Genomic DNA, 12,838 nt, shown 5'->3' with positions numbered 1-12,838 from the left:
GAAAGATGAACATAAAAAATGCAGTCCAAGATCTTGTGAACAAATTTAAAATGAATGAATTGAATATGGGAGAGATAGACTATACAGACGATGAAAATGAGACTTCTTTTCCCGTGAATTTAAATGGGGAGGTTGATTTTTTTTATCGTCATTTGATTTTAAATGACAGTCCAACATTTGATGGTACTTTTTATTTACAGATTATTGAACCTCAAGATCTCAACGAAATATTATCCGGTTGGCGAGTTCAAAATGATACGGCTTGGCGCGATGAATATATAATCTTTGCTGAAAGAAATGGTGACGTTCTTTTTTGTGACACCCAAAATCTAACATCTCCTGTTTATGGTAGCATTCAAAAACGAAACTTTATAATTTCTGGTTCCTTAGCTGACTTTTTGAATGCTTTTTGTTCTGCTATTGAGATGGAACAAAATAATTATGATGGTGATGCTACAGATGATGAATTTAATTTAAGAGAAGATTTTCTGGAAAATATCGATGTGATGCTTAAAACTAAACTAAAAGATGTTGAGGTTGAAGGGTTTAAGAAATTCTTTTTTGGTTAGTTTTTAAGTTTTTTAATAATAAAGATTTACTGTCTTAGATACCTCCTTGCTTCTAAAAGCATTTATTTCTTATTCCCCTTTTTATAGGTGAGGAGGTTTATTTGCTATTGCTAATGAATAAACACATGAATAATACTTACATCTCTTGTAGAAAAAGGAAACGAATTTCATGATAAAAAATAAGCCGAGGCTTTAGAGCAATAACAAAATGTCCGGCAGGCTCTTCCTGAGCCGCAGATCGAATGGAAAATTGCCAACTGCAACTCTGCGTACATGTACAGTGCTTGCTTTGCTCTCAAGGAGAAAGATGAGGCGAAAAAATGGGGGGAGAGGATACTTAGTACACGTGGATCGGATATAGAGACAGCGCCGTTAATCGACCTCGGCATGGTTTTTTATGAGTTGAATCAATTTGATGAAGCGTACAAATATTTTAAGGATTCTTATAACTACGTCAAAGAACGAACGTTTCAAGACAGAGCTGAAAAATACCTTGAGTTCTATTTTCCTAAGAGTGCACAAGTTCGTTTTTTTCATAAAAAACAAATCAAACTTTAAACAAGAAGTTCATCCCATCGCCATTTTTAACGATTTGATTTTTTGCTTTCTGCACGCAACTTACCTTTTTCTTTACGTCATGCTCATTCTTTTAAGTGTAAAGTCTTTAGATATTAGACTCTGAGCATTTAAAAGTCTTTTACCAGATGTACGCAATAATGAAATTATGACAACTGCGATCGTCTGCTGGTAATCCACCTCGAACGACTTGCTGGAAAGGACACGCACAACCCCCTGACGCATGCTTAATCCGTTAAATCAAGGGGGATTGGCTCCTAAGCACGTTGATCCAACAACGCCAGGTAGATCGTATGTATTACCATCAGTATGGGCAGAATGGCTTGAAGAAGTAGCGATTCCAGGCTCCGGTAATGTAAAATAGGTTACTATATGAATATTAATAAAGATGATGATCTCCTTGTGATAGTAAAGAAAGAAGGAATATATTATTGGTTCGTGGCGTTCAAAGAAATGTAGGTTTTAGATAGAATTAAATGGATAGAGGATTTTGTGAAAAGTGGGGTGGAAATAAATCTACAGGATGTCCATAAGGAAAGATATGACATACCCGTAGTAAATGAAGAAAACGCGCAGATATTTATTGATGGGTTAATTAAAGATGGCTATTCATTCGATAAGGATGACATAGCTGATGAGTTTTTTAGTAGGCTTTCGCAAAAAACAACTTGGTGGGATATATATAATCTTATGCCGGATTTGCTTATAGATTATTGATAATAAAAGACTATATTCGGAGTATGTTGAAAGTATGCATTATCAAAAATATGTTCCTGATGGTTGGCAAGGTGAGCTTGTTGATTTCTGCGGTAATGGAACGTTACCTCAAGATGAAATGTTCTGGATAAAGAATGGAACAAATCATAGAAACGTTATCATTGCTAAAGGGTAAAAAAAATTTTCAGCATACCATTTTAGATTATGCAATGGTCTTACAACACGCGAGTTAGTTTTTGTGTTAACCGATAAAAAGCCATTATTAACCGTTGTAACACTATTTGATGCTTAGGGCAAAAGCTTCTTTGCCTGCACTGCCACGAGGCACATTTTTCTATTACTTAAAAATCATCTGAACGAAGAAGGGGTTGTTGTCTTTAGCTATGTGGAAAACCAAAATGGCTGGCATGATTGGTTTTATTTAAATGGTATGAAGCGTAACGCGTTGTCTCGATCAGGCCCTGCTTATTATGATAAAATGCGATTCAAAACTTTTAACGATTCCCGCTCGCAAAAAAAAGGGATTTAGAGGATATATTATTGTCGACCGGCAGACCTCTCCTAAGAAACGGTGGTGTCAGCCTCGCTAAGTATTAGAGTCTGGCCTTACTTGTTGAGTGATTAATCGAGGTGCCTTTTCAGACGTTAAAGCTTGCGACTACACAAATCATTTCTTTGGAGGTGAGCAAGAAGTCAGATCTCTAAGATATTTTTTTGACTCCCTAATAAAAAATGTACGTGAAAGCGTGGATTTTTCCCGTTCATAAAAATTAAACGTAAACAAGAAGTTCATCACATCGCCATCTTCAACAATGTAGTCTTTTCCTTATGCACGCATCTTGCCTCCTTCTTTCGCGCCTGACCCTTCCTGACCCAGCTCTTCCATAAACTCTTCACGGTCGGCATCGTCCAGTTCAGTATTATCGGATTCAACCGTGGTGCAAACTACTAACACTAACGAACCCGCAGCGAATATGACCGTCTTGGCCGCCTGCATCGCCGGGATATAGTTACCGGTAATTTTCAGTGCTCTTGGTTGCACCGCTGGGATACTACCGGTAACCCGCTCGAAGGATCTGCTGAGAAGGTTACGCACAACCGGCTGACGCAGCTGAACGGCATTCGCTGGCGCTATGACGTCCACGGACGCACCGTGGAGAAAGATAACGGACAGACCCGCTGGCACTACCGCTACGACGGTGAGCACCGCCTGACGGAGGTGATCAGCCAGCCGCGGGACCGCAACAGGCCGCAGACGCAGGTCAGCTTCCGCTACGATCCGCTCGGGCGACGCATCAGCAAAACGCGCCGCCAGATGCTGGGCGGGCAGCCAACCGGCAAGCCGGTCACCACGCGGTTTGTCTGGGAAGGGTTCCGGCTGTTGCAGGAGGTGCACGGGGACGTGCCGCTGACCTACGTCTACAGCGATCAGGACAGCTACGATCCGCTGGCACGTATTGACGGCGTTGATGCCCCGGAAATCTTCTGGTTCCACTGTCAGCCCAACGGCACGCCGGAGCGGATGACGGATAGCGAAGGGCAGGTGCGCTGGGAAGGGGTGAACAGCGCCTGGGGCAAGCTGCTACGGGAAAGCGAGACGAAGGTATCAGGATATTCCCAGAACCTGCGCATGCAGGGCCAATACCTGGATCGTGAGACAGGGCTGCACTACAACCTGTTCCGGTATTACGACCCGGACTGCGGACGATTTACGCAGCAGGACCCGATAGGGTTAAATGGCGGGTTAAATCTTTACAGCTATGCTCCTAATCCTATAGTTTGGACAGATCCTTTAGGTCTTACACCTTGTAAGGGGTTACCATCTACTCGAAGGGCTGGAGGTACAGGCAAACATTATGATCCCGTAAATGGTCAAGGGTTGTATGTGCTACACGATGGAAAGAATATTATATATGTAGGACGTGGGGATGCTCCAGCACGTTTGAATAGCCATGCGAATACACCGGGTAAATCACATTTGGAACAGTTGACGATATTTGATAATAATTTGACCAAAGCGGAAGCTAAATTCCTGGAACAAAGGATTATGGATCTTAATGGTGGAGCTAAGTCAACAAATTCTTTAACCAATCTCCTCAATAAAATCAGGTCATATAGCCCTAATAACCCAAACGCTAGCAAATATGATATTGCAGGTCATAGTAGTGATTGGGGTGGGGAAGTATTGAAAGATGCGTTATCAATTCTGAAAGGGAATGGCTTATGAAAGTAAAATATAAAGAGGGTGACATCTTTGTCATTCCGATGAGTAATGGGAAGTATGCGCTTTGCCAGGTTGTTTTTGCTCCAAAGCAAAAGTTTAAGCAAGCAATAGGTTTCTGCATTTTATCAATACAGGATACGGAGGAGTTTGAAGAGAACAGTTCACTGACACCTCTATCTTTTGAAAAGTTTGGCAAGAAGATGAAGATTATTTTCACTGGCAACCAAAATATTAGCAAAGGTATTTGGAAAATTATTGGTTATGCTAATCTCACAGAAGAAAAAAAACAGTTAAAAATATTTAATTATGCTGGTGGCTTATATGATGGGGAGGAGGAAATCAGGCGTTTGTCTGTTGCTGAATATCCTAATTACACAACTATGGGGGTTTCAGGCTTTGAGCTTGTCGACAATGTTCTGATAAATATTTGATCATCAGGGGAAGGGCGCTTCCCCAGCTAGTTTTCATACAGCAGCAGCTCATTAACACCTTTAATAAATTCACAAGTTTTTATGATCGTCTGGCCAAATAGTATTGCACCAATGCATGCAGGAGAAGAATAGCCACAAGTTTGTCGCCGTTGATCTAGATATCAATACTAATACCTTCGCCCGGAACGAGAGAGGACAGTCGGTCGTCTGCACTACGGTAGAAGGGCTGACCCACTACCACTAAATCCAGTCAGGTCTGCACTACAATTTGTTCTAGTAGTATGACCCTACAGCGGGCGGTTTACGCAGCAGGACCCGATAGGGCTGGCGGGGGGGATTAACCTTTACTTGTATGCGCCGAATGCGCTGGGGTGGGTGGATCCTTGGGGATTGAGTAGGTATTCATCCTCAGGTAAATATAAGCCTGGAACAATTCTGGGACGTACAATTTATAAAAATACTGTTGACATACATCCTGGAGTTCCTAAGTCAGTTCATCCTTCAATCAAATCGAAAGTTAAGGATGGTTGAACAAATGTTGATTTGATGAAAAATGGCTATGCTCCGATTGGCACGGATGGGAAACAAGTCAATCTTCATCACGTTCTTGGACAAGAACCTGGACCAATGGTGGAAATTATTTCATCTACGCATAAGCTGTATCATAAGCAATTGCATGGATTAATCGAGAACTGTGGTAGTTTCAGAAATACTCCTGAACTTGATAGACAGTACAACAAATTCAGAAGTGCGTATTGGAAGTTGAGAGCATTAGATTTTTAATAGGGTGTAAAAATGATGACTATCAAAACTGCAATTGAATATTTGAACAATAATGCGACAGACGAAGTTTTTTGGTTAGGTCAAGTTGATATAGAACAGATTGACTTACTTGAAAATAACCTTGGCATTAAACTCCCTCATGATTTTCGAGAGTTCTTACTTTTGGTTGGGGGCGGAGGGGTGATTGGAGAGGAGATTTCAGGAATAGTGGATAATAATACACTTGAAGAGTCAGGAGGTGCTGTTTTTTACGATACAATATATTGCCGCAATGAGTTTTCACTTCCTGAAAATTATGCTGTTATATATCTAAAAGATGATGAGGTTTGCTGGTGTATAGATTCTGGTGGTGAGAGTTTTGGAAAAGTTGTTAATTATGATCTGTTTTCCAAGAATACGACAAACATCATAAACCCTTCGTTTTCTGAATTTTTTGATAATTATGTTAAGTTGCGGACGTGATTAGTGGCATGAATGCCAATTGAATTGATAAGCATTTCCCAAGCTGATAAGGTCCAGGAGATAAGTTGGACCTTATGGTACGTATTCTATTGTATCTAAATAGTGGTTGTTAATTATAAGATAAATGATAAAATATTGAAAATTATGCATGAAATAATACATTTCCAAACAAATACAGCAACAGTAGTCATTTATGATTTAGTTTCACTAAAACATAGAGTTAACGATGATGCAGATTGGTGGAGTTTTCCAGAAGATGAAGTGGTAGAAATAAACAAAGGGAATGTATTATTTCTCAATGTTGGGGATGATGGTTCCTACAAAGTTCATATTAAAAATGATGTTGAAGAATATATTGGTGCGCTGTTTTTAAACGTACCTAGTGGAAAAGTTTTCATTGGGGCGGGAGAAGATGTCACGGGCGGGGATCTTGAGCCTGATGATTCAGATGCTATTTCAGGTGAGTTTATTACTTTAGAACCTGGTAGTTACGAAGTTAAATATAAAAAGCAAGGTTCAGATGTTCTGATTTCCTTTACAAAAACAACGATTACAGAAAACTCGTTAGAAGAGGGAGTTTATCTCTGAATAAAACTCACTGCATGGCGTGGATTTTTTCATCCCAAAAAATCTTAATCAGTTTGTTCACTACGTAGCCATTTTTAACAATATTCTTTCTTCCTTCTGCGCGTCTCTTGCTTATTTTATTTTTCGTGCCTTATTTACCCTTGCCCTTAATAAACTGTCAATATACACGCAACGAACAACACCACCCTGAGAATAGCTCCCCGTGGCTGCTGACCACCCGCAGCGAATACGACCGCCTTGGCCGACTGCATCGCCGGGACGTCTTTACCGGCAATGCCCAGCGCCCGTCGCCGCGCCGCTGGTCCCGCCGCTGGGATTACGATTATCGCAATAACCTGGTCCGCGAAGAGCGGGACGATAACCCGTTCAGCTGGTACCGCTGGCAGTATGACAGCGCCGGACGTCTGCTGGTTCAGGACGGCACGCTGCCCGGCCAGGAGCAGTGGCGCTGGGATGCTGCCGGTAACCCGCTCGAAGGCTCTGCTGAGAAGGTCACGCACAACCGTCTGACGCACCTTAACGGCATTCGCTGGCGCTATGACATCCACGGCCGCACCGTGGAGAAGGATAACGGCCAGACCCGCTGGCACTACCGCTACGACGGCGAGCACCGCCTGACGGAGGTCATCAGCCAGCCGCGGGACCGCAACAGGCCGCAGACGCAGGTCAGCTTCCGCTATGACCCACTCGGACGACGCATCAGCAAAACGCGTCGCCAGATGGTGGGCGGACAGCCAACCGGTAACCCAGTCACCACCCGGTTTGTCTGGGAAGGGTTCCGGCTGTTGCAGGAGGTGCACGGGGATGTGCCGCTGACCTACGTCTATAGCGATCAGGACAGCTACGATCCGCTGGCACGTATTGACGGCGTTGATGCCCCGGAGATCTTCTGGTTCCACTGCCAGCCCAACGGCACGCCGGAGCGGATGACGGATATCGAAGGGCAGGTACGCTGGGAAGGGGTGAGCAGCGCCTGGGGCAAGCTGCTGCGGGAAAGCGAGACGCAGGTATCAGGATATTCTCAGAACCTGCGTATGCAGGGGCAATACCTGGATCGTGAGACAGGGCTGCACTACAATCTGTTCCGGTATTATGACCCGGACTGCGGAAGGTTTACGCAGCAGGACCCGATAGGGCTGGCGGGAGGGATAAACCTTTACCAGTATGCGCCGAACGCGCTGGGGTGGGTGGATCCGTGGGGGTTGAGCCGAAAATGTAAGGATCCTTCTAAAGAAGCGACTCAATGGCAAGGCCCTCATAATAAAGACTATAAAGGAATCGATAGTTACTCGAACAGAACGCTTAAAAAAGGAACAGTCCTTTATGCATTACATCCAAATGGTGATCAGTTACCTTCATATACCGTAACTCATCCTACAGTTAGGCAATATAAAGGTGATTCATTAGGATATCATGAAGCGTTACAGGTGAAACTTAATCCAGATTTCCCATTGCGAACAAAGGTTAGGGCATATTATGTTTCTGAGGATATATTTGTTGCTAGTGGTCGTGCTAATGCGAATCCGCAATACGGAAAAGGTGGAGGGATGCAATTCTATATACCTGAAGAAGCACGTAGTAAATTAATTCCTGGCAAGGTGATAGATATATGAAAAAAATGACATTAAATTTTAAAGATGGAAGCATTAAAATTGATGGCTACTCGATTGAACTTAGTTCTTTTGAAAATTTTACTTCTTCTGAATTTTACAAAGCCCATTCTGAATTCACTAGGATAGGTAAATTTTATTTTGCGAAAGATGATATTGAATGGGAAGGGCAGAACTTTATTGTGGAGTTTAGACCAGCTGTTTTTTCATTTAATTCATCTCTTTTTCTTACAAGTAAAGATGGGGACTTCTATCAAACACTTAAAGATTGGGAACTTAGAGCATCGTTAAAAAACCTTAAAGATGAAGAAAGAAGACTGACAGACTGGATTCAAAATAAACTTTCCAAAGAGAAAATGGTAAAGATAAGTACCCCCCCTTATGGAGTTACATGGAACTTTGAATGGGGTGAGCTAACAGTGCAATCAAATGAAAGATCCTTTGATTGCGGTATATACATAGAATGGAAAGATTAAAATTTAGTATAAATGGAGAATTATAGGGTAGCGCAGCAGACTCCAACAAGGCTTGCGTATGAACAATGCCAGAATTCCCAATCAAGAAACATTGTTCCATGAAAGGCCTTGCAAACCCTAAAATTGAATCTGAAATTATCTCCTTTGTTGAAGTTTCACGATGATAAAAAATATGCCGTGACTTTAGAGCAATACCAAAAAAACTGGCAAGCTCTCCCTGAGCGAAAGTTCGAATGGGAGCCAAACCGGTTTTCTGCCTGCATGTATAGTGTTTATTTTGTTCTCACTACTATGCTGAGGCAAAGAAATGGGGGAAGACGACAATGCGGACCAGTGGATCGGGTATAGTAACGGCATCCTTAATCGATCACGGCATGGTCTTTTAGGAGTACAATCAATTCGAGGAAGCGTATAAATATTTTAACGATGCTTATAACTACGGCAAAGAGCGTGCGTTTCAGGATAGACCTAAAAAATATCTAGAGTTTTATCTGCGCAAAAGGGATAAGTTCGTTACTCTATAAAAAAATCAAACATTACGCGTGGATCCGACTACGCCAGGTAGGTCGTATGAATTACCATCAATATGGGCAGAATGGCTTGAAGAAGTAGCGATTCCAGGCTCCGGGAATGTAAGATAGGTTACTATATGAATATCAATAAAGATGACGAACTCCTTGTGATAGTTAAGTATGAAGGAAGATTTTATTGGTTCGTTGCGTTCAAGGAAATGTGGGTCTTAGACAGAGTAAAATGGGTAGAGGATTTTGTGAAAAGTGGGGTGAAAATAAACCTACAGAATACCCATAAGGAAAGATATGACATACCAGTTGTAAATGAAGAAAACGCGCAGATATTCATTGATGATTTAATTAAAGATGGCTATTCATACGATAAGGATGACATTGCTGAGAAGTTTTATAAAAGGCTTTCGCAAAAAACAATTTGGTGGGATATATATGAACTTATGCCAGATTTATTTATAGGCTTTGATAATAAAAGATTATATTCGGAATATGTTGAGACTATGTATTATCAAGAATATGTTCCTGATGGTTGGCAAGGTGAACTTGTTGATTTTTGCAGTAATGGATCGTTACCTCAAGATGAAATTTTCTGGATAAAAAATGAAACTGATCATAGAAGCGTTTTGATCGCTAAATGATAAAATATATTTTCGGCAAACCATTTTTAGACAATGCAATGGTCGATTCAATACGCCAATTTGTGTTTGTATTAAGCGAGACAAAGCCGTTACCAACCGTTTTGACCATCTTCAACGCTCAGGGTGAAAAACTATTTTGGTCTGCATCTCCTGAAGGTGCTATTTTCTATTACTTAACATTAAACCAGTCAAAGGAAGTGGTTGATGTATGTAATTTTACAGTAATACTAAATGGCTGGCATAATTGGTTTTATTCTTGGGATATGAAGCGTAACGCGTTGTCTAGATCAGGACCTTCGTACTAAATTCACATTTAACATTAAAATTACAGCGACAAGAGTGCCTGAAACTGGCGTACGCAAAGGGGGTATACCTGCTAAAGGTGAGAGACTTGCCTGACCAGCAGAGCGTTTACACCAGCACCCTTTTCAGACGTTAAAATTTGCGACTGCCGACATCATTCTCTTTACCATGTAAAAAAAATCCACGCCCAAGCGGGTTTTTTTCCCATTAAAAACAACTCAAAGGTTAAACAAGAAGTTCATCACATCGCCATCTTTAACGATGTAATCTTTGCCTTCCGCACGCATCTTGCCTGTTTCTTTCGCGCCTTGCTCTCCCTTGTAGGTGATAAAGTCTTCAAACACGATAGTCTGTGTACGAATAAAGCCTATCTCGAAATCGGTGTGGATTTTATCGGCCGCCTGAGGCGCAGTCGCACCCACACCCACAGGGATGGTCCACGCACTTCTTTTACGCCCGCGGTGAAGTAGGTTTGCAGGCTGAGCATCTCATGGCCCGCGCGGATCACGCGGTTCAGATCCTGCTCGGCCATGAAATCTTCACGATCGGCGTCGTTCATTTCAGCGATATCGGATTCAACCGCGTTCCAAAACGCTACCACTACAGAACCTTTATCGCTTGAAGAGTCTGCTGAGAAGGTCACGCACAACCGCCTGACGCAGCTCAACGGCATTCGCTGGCGCTATGACATCCACGGTCGTACCGTGGAGAAGGATAACGGCCAGACCCGCTGGCACTACCGCTATGACGGCGAGCACCACCTGACGGAGGTCATCAGCCAGCCGCGGGACCGCAACAGGCCGCAGACGCAGGTCAGCTTCCGCTATGACCCGCTCGGGCGCCGCATCAGCAAAACGCGCCGCCAGATGCTGTTTGGGCAGCCGACCGGCAAGCCAGTCACCACCCGGTTTGTATGGGAAGGGTTCCGGCTGTTGCAGGAAGTGCACGGTGATGTGCCGCTGACCTACGTCTACAGCGATCAGGACAGCTACGATCCGCTGGCGCGTATTGACGGCGTTGATGCCCCGGAAATCTTCTGGTTCCACTGCCAGCCCAACGGCACGCCGGAGCGGATGACGGATATCGAAGGGCAGGTGCGCTGGGAAGGCGTGAACAGCGCCTGGGGCAAACTGCTGCGGGAAAGCGAGACGCAGGTATCAGGATATTCCCAGAACCTGCGTATGCAGGGGCAATACCTGGACCGTGAGACAGGGCTGCACTACAATCTGTTCCGGTATTATGACCCGGACTGCGGACGATTTACGCAGCAGGACCCGATAGGGCTGGCGGGAGGGATTAACCTTTACCAGTATGCGCCAAATGCGCTGGGGTGGGTGGATCCGTGGGGGTTGAGTCGTTGTAAAAATGACTGGAATGAGTTTCAGAAAAAATCTAATAAGCGTCAGTTCTCTTCGAGAACACAAGCATCTAAGGCCTACGCGTTATGGAAGAAACAAGACTGGGCGGCATTAGAGAAATTTATGGGCGATGGTGCCTGGCCTCCTAATCGTGGATTTATTACTGCAACGAAAACGACTCTAAAACCTGGTACAAAAGTTGACCGCTACGGTGGTTGGACCGATGCAGATGGTTTCCGCGATAGTGGTACGTTTATATCCCCTGCGGGATCATCTTTCGAGGGGAGAGCCCTCCAACAAAATACTTTAAACAAACCATATTCGGTTTATGAAGTTCTAAAACCGTTGCCGGTAGATAGTGGTCCTGCTATACCATGGTTTGGGCAACCGGGCAGAGGAACCCAATACGAAACATCCGAAGCGATCGAAGCACTAATTGAAAATGGTTTTTTGAGGAAAATATGACTTTAATTAATTTTCAGAAAAGAAAAGAACTTATCCATGATGGGCTTGAAGATGACTTCTTAAGGAACGAAAAAGAAATATCCTGTCCATGTTGTGATGCTGTCGTTCGTTTCGGTTTATATAACTCTAAAAGTTTTGATAAGCTTGAGGACTGCAAAAAAACAAAAATGGTAAGTAAGATGCGAGGCGTAAAGTTATCAGATGGTTTAATCCCGGGCTATAGATACAAAGAAAGCCCACTAAGGATATCAGAAAAAAAATGTTCAAAAGGAATCCATGATATTTTTGTCATCTTTACTTATAAAGAGATACAACCCGCTCGTTATGAATCTTATTTAATAGGTGTTTTTAATAGTAATGATGTTTAGTATTCTGCTATATTAAATGTGATTTAAAATGCCTTTGGGATGAGGCTCCAGATTTTAGGGTTTTCGGTAACAACCTGAGAGTAATCTTTGGATGGGATAAAAATATCATCACTCCCGTAATAAATTGTTCGATTATATCAAGCATCATTCAACATGGGTCTTATATAATTTATATTTAGAAGGGTTGATAATTTTATGCAGTTAGGACATGTATGATTGCTTACTTAAGATTCATTAGAGAAAACAACGCGCTCGAATGGATTCACTGTTCAAGAAATATAAGTCTAAACATACCTCGCTTAGATATCGCTATGGTCGATCCTACACGCCAGTTAGTCTTTGCATTAAGCGAACCAAAATCATTACCAACCGTTTTGACCATCTTCAATGCTCATGGCGAAAAACTATTTTGGTCTGCACCTCCTGAAGGCGCGACTTTTTATTACTTAACATTCAACCTGTCAAATGAAGTGGTCGTTGTCTGTAGTTATCCAGTAAAACAAAATGGCTGGCATGATTGGTTTTATTCCTATGATATGAAGCGTAACGCATTGTCTCGATCAGGCCCTGCGTATTAATATCAAATGAGCCCAAAAAATGATAACAATAGCCGGTGGCAAAAGAGATACTATATAAATAATTCCAACAAGTGGTTTAAAAAGGTGTGCGTAAAGGGGAATTATCCTGGCCTCCGGAAGACGGATCCCAAGAAACGGCAGTGTCATTCTCGCTAAATATGAGAT

General features: G+C 42.7%; 10 protein-coding genes and 5 pseudogenes. 14 read left to right on the top strand and 1 reads right to left on the bottom strand.

Going from position 1 to position 12,838, the window contains the following annotated elements; genetic code table 11:
* Positions 1-5: 5 nt before the first annotated feature.
* The 11 genes and pseudogenes from ACQG1Y_RS13305 (at position 6) to ACQG1Y_RS13255 (ending at position 9,601) form a co-directional block, all read left to right on the top strand.
* On the top strand, positions 6-569 hold the full coding sequence (locus tag ACQG1Y_RS13305; protein ID WP_414234784.1) for a hypothetical protein: 564 nt from the start codon (positions 6-8) through the stop codon (positions 567-569).
* 1,068 nt (positions 570-1,637) lie between these two features.
* Entirely contained in the window at positions 1,638-1,862 is a 225-nt protein-coding gene (locus ACQG1Y_RS13300; protein WP_414234783.1) for a hypothetical protein, read from the top strand.
* A 961-nt stretch (positions 1,863-2,823) separates the two neighbouring features.
* Positions 2,824-4,089 (top strand): annotated as a pseudogene (locus ACQG1Y_RS13295) (RHS repeat-associated core domain-containing protein); the annotation flags it as partial.
* Positions 4,086-4,517 (top strand): immunity 26/phosphotriesterase HocA family protein, encoded by a 432-nt coding sequence (locus tag ACQG1Y_RS13290; protein ID WP_032653891.1) that lies wholly within the window; start codon positions 4,086-4,088, stop codon positions 4,515-4,517. The pseudogene ACQG1Y_RS13295 and the gene ACQG1Y_RS13290, both read left to right, overlap by 4 nt.
* A gap of 285 nt (positions 4,518-4,802) precedes the next feature.
* Positions 4,803-4,916, top strand: a pseudogene (locus tag ACQG1Y_RS13285) (RHS repeat-associated core domain-containing protein); the annotation flags it as partial.
* Positions 4,917-5,060: 144 nt separating this feature from the next.
* On the top strand, positions 5,061-5,300 hold the full coding sequence (locus ACQG1Y_RS13280; protein WP_308192773.1) for an HNH/ENDO VII family nuclease: 240 nt from the start codon (positions 5,061-5,063) through the stop codon (positions 5,298-5,300).
* A gap of 12 nt (positions 5,301-5,312) precedes the next feature.
* Positions 5,313-5,762 carry an SMI1/KNR4 family protein gene (locus ACQG1Y_RS13275; RefSeq protein ID WP_414234782.1) on the top strand — a complete coding sequence of 150 codons (450 nt, stop codon included), beginning with the start codon at positions 5,313-5,315 and terminating at the stop codon, positions 5,760-5,762.
* Between the two features lie 144 nt (positions 5,763-5,906).
* The gene (locus tag ACQG1Y_RS13270; protein WP_026080683.1) at positions 5,907-6,350 is read left to right on the top strand and encodes a DUF6386 family protein; all 444 of its coding nucleotides are present in this window, start codon (positions 5,907-5,909) and stop codon (positions 6,348-6,350) included.
* 203 nt (positions 6,351-6,553) lie between these two features.
* Positions 6,554-7,963: pseudogene (locus ACQG1Y_RS13265) on the top strand (RHS repeat domain-containing protein); the annotation flags it as partial.
* The gene (locus ACQG1Y_RS13260) at positions 7,960-8,436 is read left to right on the top strand and encodes a hypothetical protein (RefSeq protein ID WP_015570344.1); all 477 of its coding nucleotides are present in this window, start codon (positions 7,960-7,962) and stop codon (positions 8,434-8,436) included. The pseudogene ACQG1Y_RS13265 and the gene ACQG1Y_RS13260, both read left to right, overlap by 4 nt.
* A gap of 649 nt (positions 8,437-9,085) precedes the next feature.
* Positions 9,086-9,601, top strand: coding sequence for a hypothetical protein (locus ACQG1Y_RS13255; RefSeq protein ID WP_368740616.1), 516 nt, complete (start codon positions 9,086-9,088; stop codon positions 9,599-9,601).
* A 521-nt stretch (positions 9,602-10,122) separates the two neighbouring features.
* On the opposite strand, the pseudogene ACQG1Y_RS13250 reads toward ACQG1Y_RS13255, so the two are convergent.
* A pseudogene (locus ACQG1Y_RS13250) lies at positions 10,123-10,526 on the bottom strand (DUF933 domain-containing protein); the annotation flags it as partial.
* Here ACQG1Y_RS13250 and ACQG1Y_RS13245 point away from each other — a divergent pair.
* The 3 genes and pseudogenes from ACQG1Y_RS13245 to ACQG1Y_RS13235 form a co-directional block, all read left to right on the top strand.
* A pseudogene (locus tag ACQG1Y_RS13245) lies at positions 10,522-11,727 on the top strand (glycohydrolase toxin TNT-related protein); the annotation flags it as partial. The pseudogenes ACQG1Y_RS13250 and ACQG1Y_RS13245 sit on opposite strands and share 5 nt — an antisense overlap.
* Positions 11,724-12,095, top strand: a complete 372-nt coding sequence (locus ACQG1Y_RS13240; RefSeq protein ID WP_006810924.1) for a hypothetical protein — start codon at positions 11,724-11,726, stop codon at positions 12,093-12,095. The pseudogene ACQG1Y_RS13245 and the gene ACQG1Y_RS13240, both read left to right, overlap by 4 nt.
* A gap of 212 nt (positions 12,096-12,307) precedes the next feature.
* On the top strand, positions 12,308-12,673 hold the full coding sequence (locus tag ACQG1Y_RS13235) for a hypothetical protein (protein WP_071992880.1): 366 nt from the start codon (positions 12,308-12,310) through the stop codon (positions 12,671-12,673).
* The last annotated feature ends 165 nt before the right edge of the window (positions 12,674-12,838 follow it).

The sequence above is a fragment of the Enterobacter cloacae complex sp. 397G4 genome (assembly GCF_050031515.1).
GTDB classification, from domain to species: Bacteria; Pseudomonadota; Gammaproteobacteria; order Enterobacterales; family Enterobacteriaceae; genus Enterobacter; species Enterobacter hormaechei_C.
This window is presented reverse-complemented; position numbering and strand designations above follow the sequence as displayed.